This is a genomic window from Streptococcus sp. CL5.50 (genome assembly GCF_049738015.1).
Classification (GTDB): domain Bacteria; phylum Bacillota; class Bacilli; order Lactobacillales; family Streptococcaceae; genus Streptococcus; species Streptococcus mitis_CA.
In genome coordinates this window covers 53,790-75,095 of the sequence record NZ_JBKOTR010000005.1, presented here as the reverse complement: position 1 = coordinate 75,095, position 21,306 = coordinate 53,790, and the positions used below count along the sequence as shown (strand labels likewise).

The 21,306-nt window shown below is 42.6% G+C and carries 20 protein-coding genes and 1 pseudogene; 15 read left to right on the top strand and 6 right to left on the bottom strand.

Annotation, left to right across the window (positions count from 1 at the left end):
• Nucleotides 1-10: 10 nt before the first annotated feature.
• The 11 genes from ACLNCV_RS04480 (at nucleotide 11) to yidD (ending at nucleotide 7,304) form a co-directional block, all read left to right on the top strand.
• Nucleotides 11-814, top strand: coding sequence for an ABC transporter ATP-binding protein (locus tag ACLNCV_RS04480; RefSeq protein WP_024057379.1), 804 nt, complete (start codon nucleotides 11-13; stop codon nucleotides 812-814).
• Nucleotides 815-1,139: 325 nt separating this feature from the next.
• Nucleotides 1,140-1,388: a YneF family protein gene (locus ACLNCV_RS04475; protein ID WP_000364990.1), complete on the top strand. Its 249-nt coding sequence runs from the start codon at nucleotides 1,140-1,142 to the stop codon at nucleotides 1,386-1,388.
• 200 nt (nucleotides 1,389-1,588) lie between these two features.
• Nucleotides 1,589-2,383, top strand: a complete 795-nt coding sequence (racE, locus tag ACLNCV_RS04470; RefSeq protein WP_033684754.1) for a glutamate racemase — start codon at nucleotides 1,589-1,591, stop codon at nucleotides 2,381-2,383.
• Nucleotides 2,380-3,351: a nucleoside-triphosphate diphosphatase gene (locus ACLNCV_RS04465; protein WP_424844903.1), complete on the top strand. Its 972-nt coding sequence runs from the start codon at nucleotides 2,380-2,382 to the stop codon at nucleotides 3,349-3,351. Before racE ends, ACLNCV_RS04465 begins: the two co-directional genes overlap by 4 nt.
• Nucleotides 3,327-3,848: a metallophosphoesterase gene (locus tag ACLNCV_RS04460; protein ID WP_414369841.1), complete on the top strand. Its 522-nt coding sequence runs from the start codon at nucleotides 3,327-3,329 to the stop codon at nucleotides 3,846-3,848. Before ACLNCV_RS04465 ends, ACLNCV_RS04460 begins: the two co-directional genes overlap by 25 nt.
• Entirely contained in the window at nucleotides 3,845-4,306 is a 462-nt protein-coding gene (gene cbpB, locus ACLNCV_RS04455; RefSeq protein ID WP_237447193.1) for a cyclic-di-AMP-binding protein CbpB, read from the top strand. Before ACLNCV_RS04460 ends, cbpB begins: the two co-directional genes overlap by 4 nt.
• Nucleotides 4,303-5,037 (top strand): site-specific tyrosine recombinase XerD, encoded by a 735-nt coding sequence (gene xerD / locus ACLNCV_RS04450; RefSeq protein ID WP_337249296.1) that lies wholly within the window; start codon nucleotides 4,303-4,305, stop codon nucleotides 5,035-5,037. The genes cbpB and xerD overlap by 4 nt, the downstream gene beginning before the upstream one ends.
• Nucleotides 5,037-5,765, top strand: coding sequence for a segregation/condensation protein A (locus ACLNCV_RS04445; RefSeq protein ID WP_049550794.1), 729 nt, complete (start codon nucleotides 5,037-5,039; stop codon nucleotides 5,763-5,765). Before xerD ends, ACLNCV_RS04445 begins: the two co-directional genes overlap by 1 nt.
• Before the next feature lie 18 nt (nucleotides 5,766-5,783).
• Nucleotides 5,784-6,353, top strand: a complete 570-nt coding sequence (scpB, locus tag ACLNCV_RS04440) for an SMC-Scp complex subunit ScpB (protein ID WP_000105302.1) — start codon at nucleotides 5,784-5,786, stop codon at nucleotides 6,351-6,353.
• Nucleotides 6,340-7,062, top strand: a complete 723-nt coding sequence (locus tag ACLNCV_RS04435; protein WP_001222228.1) for a pseudouridine synthase — start codon at nucleotides 6,340-6,342, stop codon at nucleotides 7,060-7,062. The genes scpB and ACLNCV_RS04435 overlap by 14 nt, the downstream gene beginning before the upstream one ends.
• On the top strand, nucleotides 7,062-7,304 hold the full coding sequence (gene yidD, locus ACLNCV_RS04430; protein WP_049543751.1) for a membrane protein insertion efficiency factor YidD: 243 nt from the start codon (nucleotides 7,062-7,064) through the stop codon (nucleotides 7,302-7,304). The genes ACLNCV_RS04435 and yidD overlap by 1 nt, the downstream gene beginning before the upstream one ends.
• Before the next feature lie 107 nt (nucleotides 7,305-7,411).
• Here the strand turns inward: yidD and ACLNCV_RS04425 are convergent, their stop codons facing one another.
• From ACLNCV_RS04425 to galE, 5 genes are all read right to left on the bottom strand, one after another.
• Nucleotides 7,412-8,377, bottom strand: coding sequence for a siderophore ABC transporter substrate-binding protein (locus ACLNCV_RS04425; RefSeq protein WP_084926101.1), 966 nt, complete (start codon nucleotides 8,375-8,377; stop codon nucleotides 7,412-7,414).
• 94 nt (nucleotides 8,378-8,471) lie between these two features.
• On the bottom strand, nucleotides 8,472-9,224 hold the full coding sequence (locus ACLNCV_RS04420; protein ID WP_084926102.1) for an iron ABC transporter ATP-binding protein: 753 nt from the start codon (nucleotides 9,222-9,224) through the stop codon (nucleotides 8,472-8,474).
• The gene (locus ACLNCV_RS04415) at nucleotides 9,221-10,177 is read right to left on the bottom strand and encodes an iron chelate uptake ABC transporter family permease subunit (RefSeq protein WP_237447195.1); all 957 of its coding nucleotides are present in this window, start codon (nucleotides 10,175-10,177) and stop codon (nucleotides 9,221-9,223) included. The genes ACLNCV_RS04420 and ACLNCV_RS04415 overlap by 4 nt, the downstream gene beginning before the upstream one ends.
• Nucleotides 10,167-11,126, bottom strand: coding sequence for an ABC transporter permease (locus tag ACLNCV_RS04410; protein WP_237447196.1), 960 nt, complete (start codon nucleotides 11,124-11,126; stop codon nucleotides 10,167-10,169). Before ACLNCV_RS04410 ends, ACLNCV_RS04415 begins: the two co-directional genes overlap by 11 nt.
• A gap of 143 nt (nucleotides 11,127-11,269) precedes the next feature.
• Nucleotides 11,270-12,268 (bottom strand): UDP-glucose 4-epimerase GalE, encoded by a 999-nt coding sequence (gene galE, locus ACLNCV_RS04405; protein WP_237447197.1) that lies wholly within the window; start codon nucleotides 12,266-12,268, stop codon nucleotides 11,270-11,272.
• Between the two features lie 294 nt (nucleotides 12,269-12,562).
• Here galE and pepA point away from each other — a divergent pair, with 294 nt between their 5' ends.
• Together pepA and ACLNCV_RS04395 are read left to right on the top strand one after the other, a co-directional pair.
• Nucleotides 12,563-13,627, top strand: coding sequence for a glutamyl aminopeptidase (pepA, locus tag ACLNCV_RS04400; protein WP_237447198.1), 1,065 nt, complete (start codon nucleotides 12,563-12,565; stop codon nucleotides 13,625-13,627).
• Between the two features lie 20 nt (nucleotides 13,628-13,647).
• Nucleotides 13,648-13,944, top strand: a complete 297-nt coding sequence (locus ACLNCV_RS04395; RefSeq protein WP_084926112.1) for a bacteriocin immunity protein — start codon at nucleotides 13,648-13,650, stop codon at nucleotides 13,942-13,944.
• Nucleotides 13,945-14,040: 96 nt separating this feature from the next.
• Here ACLNCV_RS04395 and ACLNCV_RS04390 read toward each other — a convergent pair whose 3' ends face one another.
• Nucleotides 14,041-15,672 (bottom strand): Na/Pi cotransporter family protein, encoded by a 1,632-nt coding sequence (locus ACLNCV_RS04390; RefSeq protein ID WP_049499742.1) that lies wholly within the window; start codon nucleotides 15,670-15,672, stop codon nucleotides 14,041-14,043.
• A 303-nt stretch (nucleotides 15,673-15,975) separates the two neighbouring features.
• Here ACLNCV_RS04390 and ACLNCV_RS04385 point away from each other — a divergent pair.
• Both ACLNCV_RS04385 and ACLNCV_RS04380 read left to right on the top strand, forming a co-directional pair.
• Nucleotides 15,976-16,038 (top strand): annotated as a pseudogene (locus ACLNCV_RS04385) (YSIRK-type signal peptide-containing protein); the annotation flags it as partial.
• A 291-nt stretch (nucleotides 16,039-16,329) separates the two neighbouring features.
• Entirely contained in the window at nucleotides 16,330-21,249 is a 4,920-nt protein-coding gene (locus ACLNCV_RS04380) for an endo-beta-N-acetylglucosaminidase (protein WP_424844924.1), read from the top strand.
• Nucleotides 21,250-21,306: the final 57 nt, after the last annotated feature.

Here is a 21,306-nt window from a genome sequence, read left to right as displayed (position 1 = left end):
GGAGAAAGTTATGGCAAGTTTGTTAACACTTGAAAATATTCACAAAACCTTTGAAGCAGGGACGGTCAATGAGAACCATGTCCTCAAAGGATTAGACTTAGAGGTTGAAGAGGGAGATTTTATCTCTGTGATTGGTGGAAATGGAGCAGGGAAATCCACTTTGATGAATATCTTGGCTGGCAATCTATCGGTGGATGAAGGGGACCTTTTATTGGCAGGCAAATCCATTAAAAATCTTAGTGTAAGAAAGAGAGCCAAGGATATTGCCCGTGTTTTTCAAGATCCTAAGATGGGAACAGCTTCTCGTTTGACGATTGAGGAGAATATGGCTATTGCCTTGAGACGTGGGCAGAAGAGAGGGCTTGGTTGGGGCGTGAAGGAGAAGGAGAGAATCCAGTTCCAAGAGGCCTTGAAAGAGTTGAATATTGGCCTTGAAAATCGCTTGAAAGTGGATACCCAATACCTTTCAGGAGGACAAAGACAGGCCTTGACCCTAGTCATGGCAGCTCTGGTGAAACCTAAACTTTTGCTTTTGGATGAACACACTGCGGCGCTTGATCCGAAAACGAGTCAAATGGTGATGGACTTGACGCAAAAGATTGTGGAACACCATCAGTTGACGACTTTGATGATTACCCACGATATGAACCATGCGATTGAGTACGGCAATCGTATCATTATGCTCTATCAGGGTAAGATAGTGGTGGATGTCAAGGGAGAGGAGAAAAAGCATCTGACGGTTGAAAATCTCATGCATCTCTTCCAGAAAAATAGTGGTCAAAGTCTGGTCAGTGATGAATTGGTTTTGGGATAAAGAAAAAGGCTGAGATCTGGTGTCTCAGTCTTTTATTAGTATAAATGGATAGGCAGAAATATGAAATTAATACTCTTCGAAAATCTCTTCAAACCGTGTCAGCTCTATCTGCAACCTCAAAACAGTGTTTTGAGCAACCTGCGGCTAGCGTCCTAGTTTACTCTTTGATTTTCATTGAGTATAAACTCAGTAAGGAGCCCTCTTTTGCAGAAAAGCAGGGTTCTTTTTGCTATTTATTCCATCCCTGAAAGCGTAAAACAAACTAGTCAGGGTGGCTAGTTTGTGGTATAATGAAAGAGACTCAAAAAGAAACAGGAGAAAAATGATGGATTTACTTTTAGCAATTGTATTGATTGTGCTAGCTTTTCTAGGAGGAGCTCTTGGAGGAATGTACTTGGTTCGTAAGCAAATTGAAAAAGAATTCGCTGACAACCCACGTTTGAATGCTGAAGCAGTTCGTACTCTTTTGAGTGCAAATGGTCAAAAACCAAGCGAAGCTAAGGTACAACAAGTTTACCACCAAATCATCCGCCAACAAAAGGCAGCCCTTGCTAACAATAAAAAGAAAAAATAAATAAGGAAAAGTCTGGGATGAAAGTTCCAGACTTCTCACTATGTTGGCTATGGTTTTAGGGATGAGACTTTTTCCTTGCATTCTATTGATATTTGATTATGATTAAGAGAGATAGTTGTTGATTAGGATGTCATTCAGTTCATAAGGATCAATAATCATAATGAACTATCAATCAGAAAAAAGACTAGAAAGAAGACTGTATGGATAATCGACCAATTGGTTTTTTGGATTCGGGTGTCGGGGGCTTGACCGTTGTGCGCGAGCTCATGCGCCAACTTCCCCATGAAGAAATCGTCTATATTGGAGATTCGGCACGCGCGCCTTACGGGCCCCGTCCTGCTGAGCAAATTCGTGAATATACTTGGCAGTTGGTCAACTTTCTTTTGACCAAGGATGTCAAAATGATTGTCATTGCTTGTAATACAGCGACTGCGGTCGTCTGGGAAGAAATCAAGGCTCAACTAGATATTCCTGTCCTAGGTGTAATTTTGCCAGGAGCTTCGGCAGCCATCAAGTCCAGCCAAGGTGGGAAAATCGGAGTCATTGGAACGCCTATGACGGTACAATCTGACATCTACCGACAGAAAATCAATGATCTGGATCCGGACTTACAGGTGGAGAGTTTGGCCTGTCCCAAGTTTGCTCCCTTGGTGGAGTCTGGGGCTCTGTCAACCAGTGTCACTAAGAAAGTAGTTTATGAAACCCTACGTCCCTTGGTTGGAAAGGTGGATAGCCTGATTTTGGGTTGTACCCATTATCCACTCCTCAGACCCATTATTCAAAATGTCATGGGACCCAAGGTTCAGCTCATCGATAGTGGGGCAGAGTGCGTACGGGATATCTCAGTCTTACTTAATTATTTTGAAATCAATCGTGGTCGCGATGCCGGACCACTCCATCACCGTTTTTACACAACAGCCAGCAGCCAAAGTTTTGCACAAATTGGTGAAGAATGGCTTGAAAAAGAGATTCATGTGGAGCATGTAGAATTATGACAAATAAAATTTATGAATACAAGGATGACCAGGACTGGTATGTCGGGTCCTATGCTATTTTTGGTGGCGTCCGGACGTTGACGGATGATGACTTGGATTTTCCTCTATTGGAGTTTGCCCAAAGATTTCGAGATGAGGATCGAGGTTTTCCTGTTTCTGTTACTGTTTTACGCTATGGTTCTCTCTACCGTTTATTGTCTTTTGTGGTAGATATCCTCAACCAAGAAATGGGACGAAATGTGGAAGTCATCCAACGTCAAGGGGCTCTGCTCTTGGTTGAAAATGGGCAACTCTTGTATGTGGAATTGCCCAAAGAAGGGGTCGATGTTCATGATTTCTTTGAGACAAACAAGGTCAGAGAAACCTTATTGATTGCGACTCGTAACGAGGGCAAGACCAAGGAATTCCGAGCTATCTTTGACAAGCTAGGCTACGATGTGGAAAATCTTAATGACTACCCTGACCTGCCTGAAGTAGCAGAAACAGGCATGACTTTTGAAGAAAATGCCCGCCTCAAGGCAGAAACTATTTCCCAATTAACGGGCAAGATGGTTCTGGCAGATGATTCTGGACTCAAAGTTGATGTTCTAGGTGGCTTGCCAGGTGTCTGGTCAGCTCGTTTTGCAGGTGTGGGAGCTACTGACCGTGAAAATAATGCCAAACTCTTACACGAATTGGCCATGGTCTTTGAACTCAAGGACCGCTCGGCTCAATTCCATACAACCCTAGTCGTAGCCAGCCCAAACAAGGAAAGTTTGGTTGTCGAAGCAGACTGGTCAGGCTACATTAACTTTGAACCTAAGGGTGAAAATGGCTTTGGCTATGACCCTCTCTTCCTTGTAGGAGAGACAGGCAAGTCCTCAGCTGAATTAACCCTTGAAGAAAAAAATAGTCAATCTCACCGTGCCTTAGCCGTTAAGAAACTTTTGGAGGTATTTCCATCATGGCAAAGCAAACCATCATTGTAATGAGCGATTCCCATGGCGATAGCTTGATTGTGGAAGAAATCCGTGATCGCTATGTGGGCAAAGTTGACGCCGTTTTTCATAACGGCGATTCTGAACTGCGTCCTGATTCTTCCCTTTGGGAAGGCATCCGTGTTGTTAAAGGGAACATGGACTTCTACGCAGGCTATCCAGAACGTCTGGTGACTGAGCTTGGTTCGACCAAGATTATCCAAACTCATGGTCATTTGTTTGATATCAATTTCAATTTTCAAAAGTTGGACTACTGGGCTCAGGAAGAAGAAGCCGATATCTGCCTCTATGGTCACTTGCATGTGCCAAATGCTTGGATGGAAGGAAAGACTCTTTTTCTAAACCCAGGTTCTATCAGTCAACCACGTGGTACCGTCAGAGAATGTCTCTATGCTCGTGTGGAGATTGATGACAGTTATTTCAAAGTGGACTTTTTGACACGAGACCATGAGGTGTATCCGGGCTTGTCCAAGGAGTTTAGCCGATGATTGCCAAGGAGTTTGAGACTTTCTTGTTGGGGCAGGAGGAAACTTTTTTGTCCCCTGCTGAAAATCTAGCCGTGTTGATTGATACCCACAATGCGGATCATGCGACCCTCTTGCTCAGTCAGATGACCTATACCCGTGTTCCTGTTGTGACAGATGAAAAACAGTTTGTTGGGACGATTGGGCTCAGAGATATTATGGCTTATCAGATGGAGCATGACTTGAGTCAAGAAATTATGGCGGATACGGATATCGTTCATATGACCAAAACGGACGTAGCGGTCGTCTCGCCTGATTTTACCATTACAGAGGTCTTGCACAAGTTGGTAGATGAGTCCTTCTTGCCGGTTGTGGATGCGTCTGGTATTTTCCAAGGAATTATCACGCGCAAGTCTATCCTCAAGGCAGTCAATGCCCTCTTGCATGACTTTAGTAAGGAATATGAGATTCGATGCAAATGAGAGATAGGATTTCAGCCTTTTTAGAAGAAAAGCAGGGCTTGTCTGCAAATTCCAAGCAGTCCTATAAGTATGATCTGGAGCAATTTTTAGACGTCGTGGGCGAGCGCATTTCGGAGACCAGTCTCAAGATTTACCAAGCCCAGCTAGCCAATCTAAAAATCAGCGCCCAGAAGCGAAAGATTTCGGCCTGTAACCAATTTCTCTACTTTCTCTATCAAAAAGGAGAAGTGGATAGTTTTTACCGCTTGGAATTAGCTAAACAAGCTGAAAAGAAGACAGAAAAGCCAGAAATTTTAGATCTAGACTCTTTTTGGCAGGAAAGTGCCTATCCAGAGGGCCGTTTACTGGCTCTTCTTATCCTAGAAATGGGGCTCTTGCCGAGTGAGATTTTGGCTCTCAAGGTTGAGGATATCAATCTGGATTTTCAGGTGTTGCGAATCAAGAAGGCTTCCCAACAGAGGATTGTCACCATTCCTACGACCTTACTGTCAGAATTGGAACCCTTGATGGCCCAGACCTACCTCTTTGAAAGGGCAGGGAAAGCCTATTCTCGTCAGTGGGCCTTTCGTCAGTTAGAAGCTTTTGTCAAGGAGAAAGGTTTTCCAGCCTTATCAGCCCAAGCCTTGCGGGAACAGTTCATTCTACGACAAATTGAAAACAAGGTCGATTTGTACGAAATTGCAAAAAAATTAGGATTAAAAACAGTCCTCACCTTAGAAAAATATAGATAATGGATATTAAATTAAAAGATTTTGAAGGGCCCCTGGACTTGCTCTTGCACCTGGTTTCTAAGTACCAGATGGATATCTACGATGTGCCTATTACAGAAGTCATCGAACAGTATCTAGCTTATGTCTCAACCCTGCAGGCCATGCGTCTGGAAGTGACGGGTGAGTACATGGTTATGGCCAGTCAGCTCATGCTGATCAAGAGCCGCAAGCTCTTGCCAAAGGTAGCAGAAGTGACAGACTTGGAGAATGACCTAGAGCAGGATCTTCTCTCTCAAATCGAAGAATACCGCAAGTTCAAGCTCTTGGGTGAGCACTTGGAAGCCAAGCACCAAGAACGGGCCCAGCACTATTCCAAAGCGCCGACAGAGTTGATTTACGAAGATGCGGAGCTTGTGCATGACAAGACGACCATTGACCTCTTTTTGGCTTTTTCAAATATCCTAGCCAAGAAAAAAGAGGAGTTTGCACAGAATCACACGACTATCTTGCGGGATGAGTATAAGATTGAGGACATGATGGTTATCGTGAAAGAGTCCTTGACTGGACGAGATCAATTGCGCTTGCAGGATTTGTTTAAGGAAGCCCAGAATGTGCAAGAGGTCATTACCCTCTTTTTGGCAACCCTAGAGTTAATCAAAACCCAGGAGTTGATCCTCGTGCAAGAGGAGAGTTTCGGAGATATTTATCTCATGGAAAAGAAGGAAGAAAGTCAAGTGACCCAAAGCTAGACTTGATAGAGAGGAAAGATGAGTACTTTAGCAAAAATAGAAGCGCTCTTGTTTGTAGCGGGTGAAGATGGGATTAGAGTCCGCCAGTTAGCTGAACTCCTCTCTCTGCCACCGACAGGCATCCAACAGAGTTTAGAAAAATTAGCCCAGAAGTATGAAAAGGACCCAGATTCCAGCTTGGCTCTGATTGAGACAGGTGGGGCTTACAGATTGGTGACCAAGCCTCAATTTGCAGAGATTTTGAAGGAATATTCCAAGGCGCCTATCAACCAGAGTTTATCTCGGGCTGCCCTTGAGACCTTGTCCATCATTGCCTACAAGCAGCCGATTACGCGGATCGAAATTGATGCCATCCGTGGGGTTAACTCGAGTGGGGCCTTGGCAAAGTTGCAGGCCTTTGACTTGATTAAGGAAGACGGGAAAAAAGAAGTCTTGGGTCGTCCCAACCTCTATGTGACTACAGATTATTTCCTAGATTACATGGGGATAAACCATTTAGAAGAATTACCAGTGATTGATGAGCTTGAGATTCAAGCCCAAGAAAGCCAATTATTTGGTGAAAGGATAGAAGAAGATGAGAATCAATAAGTATATTGCCCACGCAGGTGTGGCCAGTAGGAGAAAAGCAGAAGAGCTGATTAAGCAAGGTTTGGTGACGGTTAACGGCCAGGTGGTACGTGAACTAGCAACGACCATCAAGTCAGGCGACAAGGTCGAAGTTGAAGGTCAACCTATCTACAACGAAGAAAAGGTCTATTATCTGCTTAACAAACCACGCGGTGTCATTTCCAGTGTGACAGATGACAAGGGCCGCAAGACTGTTGTTGACCTCTTGCCCAACGTGAAAGAGCGTATCTACCCTGTAGGTCGTTTGGACTGGGATACATCAGGAGTCTTGATTTTGACCAATGATGGAGATTTTACGGATGAAATGATTCACCCTCGTAATGAGATTGACAAGGTTTATGTCGCGCGTGTTAAAGGTGTGGCCAATAAGGATAATCTCCGCCCCTTGACCCGTGGACTTGAGATTGATGGTAAGAAAACCAAGCCGGCTGTCTATGAGATTCTTAAAGTGGATCCAGTCAAAAATCGCTCTGTGGTGCAGTTGACTATCCATGAAGGGCGTAACCACCAGGTTAAAAAGATGTTTGAAGCTGTCGGTCTCCAAGTGGACAAGTTGTCACGGACTCGTTTTGGACATCTAGACTTGACAGGACTCCGTCCAGGAGAATCCCGTCGTCTTAATAAAAAAGAAATCAGCCAACTACACACCATGGCTGTAACCAAGAAATAATGAAACGAATTTTAATAGCGCCTGTGCGCTTTTACCAACGTTTTATCTCACCAGCCTTTCCACCCTCTTGTCGCTTTGAGCCGACTTGTTCCAACTACATGATTCAGGCTATTGAAAAACATGGCTTCAAGGGTGTTTTGATGGGCTTGGCTCGGATTTTACGTTGCCATCCCTGGTCGAAAACAGGCAAGGACCCCGTCCCAGACCATTTTGCCCTTAAACGGAATCAAGAAGGGGAATGAGGTTGGACAAACAGATTTCAAAATGATAAAAACGCATCCTATCAGGTTTGAGTGAGTCTGATAGGATGCGTTTTATCATGTAAAGATGTGATTGAGTTTGAAGCAACTTATTTCAAAGCTTTTTGTGCGTCTTCAATCATGAGTTTTGTTGATTCTAGACCGCCTCCGCTTAGATACCAGAGGTCTGGTGTTAGTTGGATGATCTTGCCATTTTTAGCAGCAGGAGTTTCAGCGATGAGGGCATTTTCTAGGACACCATCGTTGCTAGAGTTGTCACCACCGATGGCAAGGGTACGGTTGATAACAAAGAGGATGTCAGGATTGATTTCTTTGACACTTTCAAAGCTGACTTCCTGTCCGTGGCGTGAGTCTTCAAATTGAGTATCAGTTGGCTTGAATTTCAAGGTTTGGTACAAGAAAGAGAAACGAGATTGGGCACCAAAGGCTGCCATTTTTCCTTCATTGAGGAGGATAGCAAGGGCTTTTTTGTCAGAACTTTCGTTTTTAGTTGCGACTTCTTGGATGCTCTTGTCTAGCTTGGCCAATTCTTCTTTGGCTTTCTGTGTACCAGTTTCACCAAAGGCGCTTGCTAAGGATTCGATATTAGTCTTGGTAGAAGTCCAGTAGTCATCTTTGCCTGCTTGGAAGAGAACAGTCGGAGCGATTTCGTTGAACTTATCTACGAATTTTTGGGTACGTGGTGAAGCGATAATTAGGTCTGGTTCAAGAGCAGCAAGGGCTTCTAGGTCTGGCTCAACCATAGAACCAACATTTTTAACTTTTCCAGCTAGGTCTTTAAGATAAGTCGGAACAGTTTTTGTAGGCATTCCGACGATATTCTTTTCAAAACCTAAAGCGCGAATAGTATCCGCAGCACCGAGGTCAAAGGTCACAATCTTTTCAGGGACTTTTGAAAGTGTGACTACACCTAGTGAACTTTTAATGGTCACCTCTGTTGGAGCAGAGCTACTTGTCTCCGTTTTATTAGTGCTTGAGTTGGTACTACATGCACCAAGTAGGAGCAAGAAGCTGGCCACTAGGGCAGTAAGATAAAATTTAAGGGATGTTTTCATGATTTCTCCTTTTTAAAATGTGATAACGATGTAGGGAGTCTCTTAGTGATGTTTATTAAGAGACAGAGCTTTCTCTAACAGGGGCTCAGAATGGCTAGCTATAGATACAGATCTTTTTGCCATTGATATCCGCCAGCGTGATGGGAATCTCATAAAGTTGACTGAGCAGGTCGGCCTGCATGATTTGATTTGTCGTTCCTTTGCAAAAGACTTGACCGTCCTTGAAGGCGACAATTTCATCTGCATACTGACTGGCCATGTTGATATCGTGGAGGACGATGATAATGGTCTTTCCGAGTTCCTCCACCAGTCGCTTGAGAATCTGCATCATACTGACGCTTTGCTTGATATCGAGATTGTTGAGTGGTTCGTCCAGCAAGATAAAGTCTGTATCCTGGGCCAGTACCATAGCGATAAAGACCCGCTGGAGTTGTCCTCCAGACAGGCTATCGATGTAGCGGTCTTTTAAGTTGGTCAGTTCTAAATAGTCCATAGTTTCTCGGATTTTTTCCCAATCTTCTGGTCTCAGTAGACCTCGGCTGTAGGGAAAACGTCCAAAACTGACCAGTTCTTCAACCGTCAATTTGGCTTGGTAATTGATTTTCTGCTTTAGGATAGTCAGTTCTTGAGCCAGTTCTTGTGAATTCCAGCTTTCGATTTCACGGCCTTTGATACTAAGAATTCCCTGATCTTTCTTGGTTAGTCTGCTCATGATGGAGAGGAGAGTTGATTTCCCAGCACCATTTGGACCAATGAAGGCTGTCAGTTTCTGAGGACTGACTTCAAGGGTAATGCCTTGCAAAATATCTTGTTTTTGAATGGATTTGCCAATGTTTTCCAGTTTCACTGACGCGCCCTCCTGTAAAGTAAGATAAAGAATAAGAAGCCACCCACACTCTCAATGATCATGCTGATGCGAATTTCCAGTGCAAAGACTCGTTCAATGAGGGCTTGCCCCAAGGTCAAACTGATAAATCCAATCAGAATAGCCACGATAAAGAGCAACTTGTGCCGATAATCTTTGACAATCAGGTAGGTGAGATTGGCCAGCATAAAGCCGAAGAAGGCCATAGGCCCTACCAAGGCAGTGGCCGTTGAAGTCAAAAGCACGATGCCCCAGAGGAGCTCTCTCTGTTCTTTTTCAACATCGAGTCCCAGTATCTGAGCCGTTTCTCTTTGCAGGTGCAAGACATCCAGAATGACTGCTTTTCGAAAGAAAAATATTGTCAAAGCGAGGATGATCAGAGAACCGATGGCTAGGATGGAAGTGTTGAGATGTTGAAAGGAAGCGAAGAGACTGTTCTGCAGTTTATCGTATTCATTTGGATCCATCAGGACTTGGAGGAAGGTACTGATATTTCGAAAGAGACTTCCGAGTGCTAGACAGATTAGCAGAATGAAGACCAGATCTTGCTTCATCAGCGTCTTCAAGTAGCCTTGTAAGGCGAGAAAGAAGAGGGATTGAAGCAAAAGCAAGACTAGAAATTCTAAGATAGGAGACTTCCCAAGTTGAAGAAATTTGCTTTCAAAAACCAGTAGTAGGGTTTGTAGTAGGACGTAGAAGGATTCGATTCCCAAAATACTAGGTGTCAGGAAGCGATTTTCCGTCAGGGTTTGAAAACTAATGGTCGAAATTCCTGTCGCGATGGCTACCAAGAGATAAACAACTATCTTTTGTGAACGCAACTTCCAAGCAAAGGCTGACAAGTGAGTGATGGGCCAAAAGTAGAGGAGACAAGCTCCGATGGCCAGAATAATGAGAAGGCAGAAGAGTTTGCTATGTTTGCTTTTAGACTGCATCTTTTTGTCCCCCTCTCCAGAGAAGTAGGATAAAGACGAGGCTACCGATGATTCCTAGCAAGAGGCTGACAGACAGCTCATAGGGTCGAATCAGAACTCGGGATAGGATATCGCAGGCCAGAACCAGATTGGCCCCAACCAGTACGACCATGAGTTTGGTTTGACTTAGATTATCTCCGTAGCGCTTGCGAACAAGATTGGGAACGATGACCCCGAGAAAAGGCAAGCCACCCACGGTAATCATGGTGACACTTGTCGTTAGCGCAACCAGAAAGAGGGCCAGTTTTTCAAGTAGGGAGTAGGAAATTCCCAAACTTTCACTGGTTTCCTTTCCTAGATTCATGATGGTAAAGGTTTGGGACAATTTCCAAACGGCAATCAGGATAATGAGCCCTAAGAAGAGCCACTCATACTGATGGGTCTGAATCATGGAGAAGGAGCCCTGGGTCCAAGCTGTCATACTCTGAACCAGATTGAAACGATAGGCGATAACTTCTGTCACAGAACCGATAATTCCACTATAAATGATCCCAATCAGAGGCAACATCCACCTTTCCTTTACGGTAAAAATGGTCATAAAGGCTAGGAAGAAGAGAGTAAATACGATGGATGAAACAAAAGCGAAGAGCATCTTTTGGGTCAGACTAGCCGACGGAAAGACAAAGAGGCTCAATACCATTCCCAGTTTGGCGGCTTCAGTCGTTCCAACTGTACTCGGAGCAGCAAACTGATTTTGAGTGATAGTCTGCATGAGAAGTCCTGCCATACTCATACTAGAGGCAGTCAGGAGAATGCTAATGGTCCTTGGAAGACGGGACTCTTGAAAGAGAAGCCAGGTCTGCTGGTCGAAAGCAAAGAGCTTTCCCCATGAAAAATCACTGGTCCCAATGCTAATAGAGAGAAAGACTAGGAGTAGAAGTAAGCCAATTAAATAATGAGAAAGTTTCATACCCCATCCTTTTATGTAGATTTGGTATCGAAAGATACCTGCGGATATTACTGTAACACGATTTCTTTAATCTGTCAATAAATTTTCTGACAATTTAATGAATAAAACAAGGAGAGAGTACCAGGACCTTCTCCTCTGTTCTCCTATTCTAAAATGTTTTTGCCTTCTTTAACACGCCAACGATAATCTGATAAAATAATATCTTCGAGGGAGTAGCTAGCCTTCCAATCAAGATATTTTTTAGCTTTTGATGCGTCTGCTAGGACGCTGGCTGGGTCACCAGCACGGCGAGCAACAATTTCGTGTGGTATTTTTTGATTCAGTAATTCTTCAGCAGTTTTAAAGATTTCTTTGACGGTATAGCCTTTTTCAGTTCCCAAGTTAAAGATTTGAGAAGAACTGTCTTCTTGAAATAGGTAGTTCATTCCTTTAACATGAGCCTGTGCAAGGTCCAAGACATGAATGTAATCCCGAATACATGAACCATCACGTGTATCGTAGTCATCTCCAAATATTTTTAGGCTATCATTTTGTCCCAATGCGGTCTTGTTGATATTGGGAATGATGTGAGTTGGATTTTTCACTCGCAGACCGTTTGAAGCATCCATTTCAGCCCCAGCTACATTAAAGTAACGGAAAATGACATATTTCCAATCGTAGCGATTGGCCATCCAGTAAATCATTCGTTCACCCATCAGTTTTGTTTCTGCATAAGGGTTGACAGGGTCGAGCAGGGTATCTTCAGTTGCAGGCTTGTCAATACAGTTATTACCATAGAGGGAAGCAGTCGAAGAGAACATGATTTTTTGAATACCAACTTCAGATAAGACTTTGAGAACTTGGTTCATACCAGCAACATTGGCAGTGAAGTATTTGCTTGGGTTTTCAATGCTTTCGCTCACAACAATTTCACCTGCACAATGAAGAACAGCATCAATCTGATTTTCTTCTAAATAAGCTTTTAGGGAACTAGCATCATAAACATCCAGTTGTTTAAAGCTAACACGACTATCTACAGCCGAACGATTTCCTGTAGAGAGATTATCTAGAACATGTACCTGATAGCCAGCATTTAAAAGAGCTTTAACGGTATGGGAGCCAATGTAGCCAGCTCCACCTGTAACAAGAATTGTTTTGGTCATGATTTTTTCCTTTTCCTAGTTTTGTACTATTTTAAAGAAATAAGAAGGCAAAGTCAACTGTTTTCTGCAAATTTCATGAAAAACTGAACAAATATAGCATTGGATTGTTTTTTTGTTTGTGAATTAATAGTTTGGTTTGTCTTGGAATAGTTCTTAGATTTCACCTCACATGCAAGAAAATACAAGCTTTTTCTAAGATACAGTAAGACTAAGATACTAATTTAGAAATCCACCTTCCCGCTATCCTTCTCCTATAAAAAGTGGTAAAATGGATGAAAGAAAGAAGGAACTGAAATGACAACATTATTTTCAAAAATCAAAGAAGTAACAGAACTTGCTGCGATCTCAGGTCATGAAGCGCCTGTTCGTGCCTATCTTCGTGAAAAGTTGACACCGCACGTGGATGAAGTGGTGACAGATGGCTTGGGTGGTATTTTCGGGATCAAACATTCAGAAGCTGCGGATGCACCACGCGTCTTGGTCGCTTCTCATATGGATGAAGTTGGTTTTATGGTTAGTGAGATTAAGCCAGACGGTACCTTCCGTGTCGTAGAAATCGGTGGTTGGAATCCTATGGTGGTTAGCAGCCAACGTTTCAAACTCTTGACTCGTGATGGTCGTGAAATTCCTGTGATTTCGGGTTCTGTCCCTCCACATTTGACTCGTGGAAAGGTTGGACCAACTATGCCAGCTATTGCAGATATCGTCTTTGATGGCGGTTTTGCGGATAAGGCTGAGGCAGAAAGCTTTGGCATCCGTCCTGGCGATACCATCGTACCAGATAGCTCTGCAATCTTGACAGCCAATGAAAAAAATATCATCTCAAAAGCTTGGGATAACCGCTACGGTGTGCTCATGGTTAGTGAGTTAGCAGAAGCTCTGTCAGGTCAAAAACTTGGCAATGAACTCTATCTTGGCTCTAACGTCCAAGAAGAAGTTGGTCTCCGCGGTGCTCATACATCTACAACCAAGTTTGACCCAGAAGTTTTCCTAGCAGTTGACTGCTCACCTGCTGGTGATGTTTATGGCGGTCAAGGCAAGATTGGAGATGGAACCTTGATTCGTTTCTACGACCCAGGTCACTTGCTTCTCCCAGGGATGAAGGATTTCCTTTTGACAACGGCTGAAGAAGCTGGTATCAAGTACCAATACTACTGTGGTAAAGGCGGAACAGACGCTGGCGCAGCTCATCTGAAAAATGGTGGTGTCCCATCTACAACAATCGGTGTTTGCGCTCGTTATATCCATTCTCACCAAACCCTCTATGCAATGGATGACTTCTTAGAAGCGCAAGCTTTCTTGCAAGCCTTGGTGAAAAAATTGGATCGTTCAACAGTTGATTTGATTAAAAATTATTAAACATAAGGGAGGTGGTAGGGATGGTAGAACCAAACCTAGAAAGCCTTGTAAAAGATCTTTACAATCATGCTCGACATGATTTGAGTGAAGATTTAGTTGCTGCTCTCCTAGAGACTGCTAAAAAACTGCCTACTACAAATGAGCAATTGCTGGAAGTTCGTCTCTCAGGCCTGGTCAATCGTGAATTGCTCCTAAATCCCAAACATCCGGCACCTGAGTTGCTCAACTTGGCTCGCTTTATCAAAAGAGAAGAAGCTAAGTACAGAGGAACTGCAGCTTCTGCGATTATGTATGGGGAGCTCTTTAAAATGCTTTGATTCCATTGTGGATCAAAGCATTTTTTATATGGTAGAAAGGCAATTCTTGGTTAGGAAAAGAAAAAAGCCATCCCATTCAGGATAGCTTCTTGGTTCTTAGATTTGTTCAGCGATGACCTTTTCAGCTAGATTCATAGCATGGTCTGATACACGAGTGTAGTGGGAAATGATGTCGATAAAGTTGACCCCAGCTTGTGTTGAACACTCGCCCTTGTTGAGGCGCTTGATGTGGGTCTTTCTGAGAACACGTTCCATATTGTTGATTTCTTTATGGCGTTCAATCAGACTTTGAGCTTTTTCAATATCATTGTTTTCTACACTATCAAGGGCATCCTTGATAAAGCCAGTGGTTTTTTGATAGATATCAGCTAGTTCTTGTAAAGCAGCTTCAGAGAACTCAACATTTTTACGTTGAAGATAGTCGGTCAGATTGATTAGGGCTTCTGCGTGGTCCCCAATCCGTTCCAAATCACGGGATGAATCAAGAATGTTGGTGAGCACTTCACTTTCTTTCTGGCTAAGTGCCTCGCTTGAAAGAGTAATAAGGTAACGAGTCAATTTTTCATCAATGGTATTGATAGCTTCCTCTGTCTTGTGCCCTTTTTCAGCAACCTTTTCATTAAGGTCAATGATGTAGTTGTATGAAAGGTCAAAGGCTTTAGAAGCATAATTTCCTAAGTGAAGGAGTTCTTTTTTGGCATTTCCGAGAGCGATTGATGGTGCTTGTTTAATCAAATGCTCATCAAGATAAAGTGGCTCGTACTTGACAACTTCATCTTCACCAGGGATGAGCTTGGTTACAAAGTAGGCCAAGGCTCCGATGAATGGAAATTGGATAATAGTATTTGTGATATTAAAGGTTCCGTGGGCGAAGGCAATGGTCATTTCTGGAGCCAGATTGAGTGTAGATTCAAACCATTGAATCAAGCCAGTGAAAGGTACAAGGAAGACAATACAGATAACCGTACCAATCACGTTAAAGGCGACATGGGCACCAGCAACACGTTTGGCAGCGATATTGGCTCCAAGAGAAGCAATAATAGCTGTAATGGTCGTTCCGATATTATCACCAAACAAGACTGGTAGGGCACCTTGTAGATCAATCAAACCACTTGCGTAAAGATTCTGTAGGATACCGATAGTTGCGGAAGAAGCTTGAATGAGTAGGGTTAGTCCAGTTCCGACAAAGACACCTAGAATAGGACTCTTACTTAGTTCAACCATATAGTCTCTAAAGACTTGCAGGTCTTTTAGAGGTTCCATTGCACCGCTCATAAGATTGAGAGCGAAGAAGATACCACCTACACCAAAAATGATACGTCCGATGTTATTGATAGAGCGATTCTTGGTGAAGAAGAGACAAATCGCTCCGATGAAAAGCATTGGTAAGGCGTAATCTCCTAGCTTAAAACCGATGATAAAGGATGTAACGGTAGTTCCAATATTGGCACCCATGACAATACCGATAGCTTGACGCAAGGTCAAAAGTCCTGCGCTGACTAGCCCCACTGTAATGACTGTGACCCCAGAACTTGACTGAATTAGCGCCGTCATACCGATACCAACTAGCACACCGAAGAACGGATTGCTAGTGTACTTGTCAATGTAAAAACGAAGGCGATCTCCAGCAGCTTGTTGCAAACCGTCTCCCATGGTCTTGATACTATATAAGAATAGTCCCAGACCACCTAAAAAGTGAAATAAAATTTCCTGCCAATTAATGGACATTTCTTTTTCCTCCGAAAAATAATAACGGAATTTCTCCTATTCTATTTTAAAGGATAAAAGTAAATCTAACAAGTGTTAAGCTAAGATTTTAGAAAGAAAATTCGTTAGAATGGGCCTTGATTATATTAATTTTACCAATTTCTAACCTAGATATAGGTATTTCCTTTTATATATTGACATTTAAAAGAAATATTTTAAAATGAGGGAGGAATTATCTTGGTCCCTGTGATTGGGATAAAAATTTTATAAAGAAAGTTAAGCGCTTTCTTTTGTGCAACAAAATCAATTTTTTAGGAGGAGAAAATGAAGAATCCATTTTTTGAAAGACGTTGTCGTTACAGTATTCGTAAGTTATCAGTAGGAGCCTGCTCGCTGATGATTGGTGCTGTTTTATTTGCTGGTCCAGCCTTGGCTGAAGAAACTGCAGTTCCTGAAAATAACGGAGCCAATACAGAGCTTGTTTCAGGAGAGAGTGAGTATCCAACTAATGAAGCTGACAAGCAGCATGAAGGAGAACAGGCTAGAGAAAACAAGCCAGAAAAGGCAGAAGGAGTAGCGACAGCATCTGAAACTGCTTCGCCAGCAAGCAATGAAGCTGCAACTACTGAAACTGCAGAAGCAGCTAGCGCAGCTAAACCAGAGGAAAAAGCAAGTGAGGTGGTTGCAGAAACACCATCTGCAGAAGCAAAACCTAAGTCTGACAAGGAAACGGAAGCAAAGCCTGAAGCAACTAGCCAAGGAGATGAGTCTAAGCCAGCAGCAGAAGCTAATAAGACTGAAAAAGAAGTCCAGCCAGATGTCCCTAAAAATACAGAAAAAACATTAAAACCAAAGGAAATCAAATTTAATTCTTGGGAAGAATTGTTAAAATGGGAACCAGGTGCTCGTGAAGATGATGCTATTAACCGCGGGTCTGTCGCCCTCGCTTCACGTCGGACAGGTCATTTAGTCAATGAAAAAGCTAGCAAGGAAGCAAAAGTTCAAGCTCTATCCAACACCAATTCTAAAGCAAAAGACCATGCTTCTGTTGGTGGAGAAGAGTTCAAGGCCTATGCTTTTGACTATTGGCAATATCTAGATTCAATGGTCTTCTGGGAAGGTCTTGTTCCAACTCCTGACGTTATTGATGCAGGTCACCGTAACGGGGTTCCTGTATATGGTACACTCTTCTTTAACTGGTCTAATAGTATTGCAGATCAAGAAAAATTCGCTGAAGCTTTGAAGCAAGACGCAGATGGTAGCTTCCCAATTGCCCGTAAATTGGTAGATATGGCCAAGTATTATGGCTATGATGGCTATTTCATCAACCAGGAAACAACTGGAGATTTGGTTGAACCTCTTGGAGAAAAGATGCGCCAGTTTATGCTCTATACCAAGGAATATGCTGCTAAGGTAAACCATCCAATCAAGTATTCTTGGTACGATGCCATGACTTATAACTATGGACGTTACCACCAAGATGGTTTGGGAGAATACAACTACCAATTCATGCAACCAGAAGGAGATAAGGTTCCAGCAGATAACTTCTTTGCTAACTTTAACTGGGATAAGGCTAAGAATGATTACACTATTACAACTGCCAACTGGATTGGCCGTAATCCTTATGACGTATTTGCAGGTTTGGAATTGCAACAGGGTGGTTCCTACAAGACCAAGGTCAAATGGAATGACATTTTAGATGAAAATGGGAAATTGCGCCTTTCTCTTGGTTTGTTCGCCCCAGATACCATTACAAGTTTAGGAAAAACTGGTGAAGATTACCATAAGAATGAAGATATCTTCTTTACAGGTTATCAAGGTGATCCTACTGGCCAAAAACCAGGTGATAAAGATTGGTATGGGATTGCTAACCTAGTTGCGGACCGTACGCCAGCAGTAGGTAATACTTTTACTACTTCTTTTAATACAGGTCATGGTAGAAAATGGTTCGTAGATGGTAAGGTTTCTAAGGATTCTGAGTGGAATTACCGTTCAGTTTCAGGTGTTCTTCCAACATGGCGCTGGTGGCAAAAATCAACTGGCGATAAGTTGAAAGCAAGCTATGATTTTGAAGATGCTTATAATGGTGGAACTTCTCTCAAATTTGCAGGGGATCTTTCAGGTGCGACCAAGCAAGATGTTAATTTGTACTCTACTCGCTTGAAGGTGACAGATACAACCAAATTACATGTTGCCCACAAAGGAGGCAAAGGGAGCAAGGTTTATGTAGAATTTGCAACCAAGAAAGATTATACCTACGGTGATGAAGCTGCCCGTAAAGAATTGACAGTTTCAGATAACTGGACTACCGATGATTTTGATTTGAGTGCCTTGGCAGGTAAAACAATTTACGGTATTAAACTCTATTTTGAAAATGATAAAGATTTAAAAGGTTATCAATTTAACCTGGGGCAATTGACCATCAGCAATAATCAAGATGCTCCACAGGCACCAACCACAGTAGCTGTAGCCAAACAAGTCCTTAAAAATGCCCAAGAAGCGGAAGCAGTTGTGCAATTTAAAGGCAACAAGGATGCAGATTTCTATGAAGTTTACGAAAAAGATGGAGACAGCTGGAAATTACTAACTGGTTCATCTTCTACAACGATTTATCTACCAAAAGTTAGCCGTTCAGCAAGTGCTCAGGGTACAACTCAAGAACTGAAGGTTGTAGCAGTCGGTAAAAATGGGGTTCGTTCAGAAGCTGCAACCACAACCTTTGATTGGGGCATGACTGTAAAAGATACCAGCCTACCAAAACCACTAGCTGAAAATATCGTTCCAGGTGCAACAGTTATTGATAGTACTTTCCCTAAGACTGAAGGTGGAGAAGGTATTGAAGGTATGTTGAATGGTACCATTACCAGTCTTTCAGACAAGTGGTCTTCTGGACAGTTAAGTGGTAGTGTGGATATTCGTTTGACCCAGCCACGTACAGTTGTTAGATGGGTGATGGACCATGCTGGAGCTGGTGGAGAATCTGTAAACGACGGTTTGATGAACACCAAAGACTTTGACCTCTATTATAAAGATGCGGATGGTCAATGGAAGTTGGCTAAGGAAGTTCGTGGCAATAAAGCCCATGTTACAGATATTACCCTTGACAAACCTATCACAGCTCAAGATTGGCGTTTGAATGTCGTTACTTCTGACAATGGAACTCCATGGAAGGCTATTCGTATCTATAACTGGAAAATGTATGAAAAGCTTGATACAGAAAGCGTCAATATTCCGATGGCCAAGGCTGCAGCTCGTACTTTAGGTAATAACAAGGTACAAGTTGGCTTTGCAGATGTTCCAGCTGGAGCTACCATTACCGTTTATGACAATCCAAATTCTCAAACTCCGCTTGCAACCTTGAAGAGTGAAGTTGGAGGAGACCTAGCAAGTGCACCATTGGATTTGACAAATCAATCTGGCCTACTTTACTATCGTACCCAGTTGCCAGGTAAGGAAATTAGTAATGTCCTAGCAGTTTCCGTTCCAAAAGATGACAGAAGAATCAAGTCAGTCAGCCTAGAAACAGGACCTAAGAAAACAAGCTACGCCGAAGGGGAGGATTTAGACCTTAGAGGTGGTGTTCTTCGAGTTCAGTATGAAGGTGGAGCTGAGGACGAACTTATTCGCCTAACTCACGCGGGTGTATCAGTATCAGGTTTTGATACGCATCATAAGGGAGAACAAAATCTTACTTTACAATATTTGGGGCAACCGGTACATGCTAATTTATCAGTGACTGTTACTAGTCAAGATGAAGCAAGTCCGAAAACTATTTTGGGAATTGAAGTAAGTCAGGAACCCAAAAAAGATTACCTAGTTGGTGATAGCTTAGACTTGTCTGAAGGACGCTTTGCAGTGGCTTATAGCAATGACACCATGGAAGAACATTCCTTTACTGATGAGGGAGTTGAAATTTCTGGTTACGATGCTCAAAAGACTGGCCGTCAAACCTTGACTCTTCGTTACCAAGGTCATAAAGTCAACTTTGATGTTTTGGTATCTCCAAAAGCAGCATTGAACGATGAGTACCTTAAACAAAAATTAGCAGAAGTTGAAGCGGCTAAGAACAAGGTGGTCTATAACTTTGCTTCACCAGAAGTAAAAGAAGCCTTCTTGAAAGCAATTGAAGCGGCGGAACAAGTGTTGAAAGACCATGAAACTAGCACCCAAGATCAAGTCAATGACCGACTTAATAAATTGACAGAAGCTCATAAAGCTCTGAATGGTCAAGAGAAATTTACGGAAGATAAGACAGAACTTGATCGCTTAACAGGTGAGGCTCAAGAACTCTTAGCTGCCAAACCAAACCATCCTTCAGGTTCTGCCCTAGCTCCACTTCTTGAAAAGAACAAGGCCTTGGTTGAAAAAGTAGATTTGAGTCCAGAAGAGCTTGCAACAGCGAAACAGAGTCTAAAAGATCTGGTTGCCCTATTGAAAGAAGACAAACCAGCAGTCTTTTCTGATAGTAAAACAGGTGTTGAAGTACACTTCTCAAATAAAGAGAAGACTATCATCAAGGGCTTGAAAGTAGAGCGTGTTCAAGCAAGTGCTGAAGAGAAGAAATACTTTGCTGGAGAAGATGCTCATGTCTTTGAAATAGAAGGTCTAGATGAAAAAGGTCAAGACGTTGATCTCTCTTACGCTTCTATTGTGAAAATTCCAATTGAAAAAGATAAGAAAGTGAAGAAAGTCTTCTTCTTACCTGAAGGAAAAGCAGCAGTAGAATTGGCTTTTGAACAAACGGATAGTCATGTCATCTTTACAGCACCACACTTTACTCATTATGCCTTTGTTTATGAATCTGCTGAAAAACCACAACCTGCTAAACCAGTAGAAAAAGTTATTTCAAGCAAGGAACCAGCTGAAGGTGTCAAGAATTTGGTTGTGGATACTCCGAAATTAGAAGTCGAAGAGACAAGTATCGCCTTCGAACACCAAGAACGTCCAAATCCAAATCTTACAGTCGGTCAACGTCAACTTGTCCAAGCAGGGGTTGAGGGACAAATTCGCCGCTTGATTGAAGTAGATAGCCAAGGCAATCGTACGCTTCGCGCTACAGAAGTTTTGAAAGAAGCAAGCCCTGAAATCGTAGAAGTAGGTACTGGTCTCATTCCTGCCAATCCAGCACCACAAAACACAGATCTTCCAAAACCTACTAATCAACCGGCTTCTGATCAACAAAAGGCTCCTAAATTGGAAGTTCAAGAGGAAAAGGTTGCCTTTGATCGTCAAGAGCATGAAAATGCTGATATGCTAGTTGGGGAACAACGAGTCATCATACAGGGACGAGATGGTCTATTAAGACATGTCTTTGAAGTTGATGAGAACGGTCAGCGTCGCCTTCGTTCAACAGAAGTCATTCAAGAAGCGATTCCAGAAATTGTTGAAATTGGAACAAAAGTAAAAACTGAACCAGCAGTAGCGCCTACACAAGAAAAACCAGTCCAAAATACAGCAGTTAAATCAGAAGAAGCAGGAACCCAATTGCCAAATACAGGAACTGCTGATGCCAATGAAGCCCTAATAGCAGGATTGGCCAGCCTTGGTCTTGCTAGTTTAGCCTTGACCTTGAAACAGAAAAAAGAAGATGAAGATTAAATATCGAAAAATCTTGTGAAATCTTTCCTTATATTTCCAAAGTGTGATATAATAGTT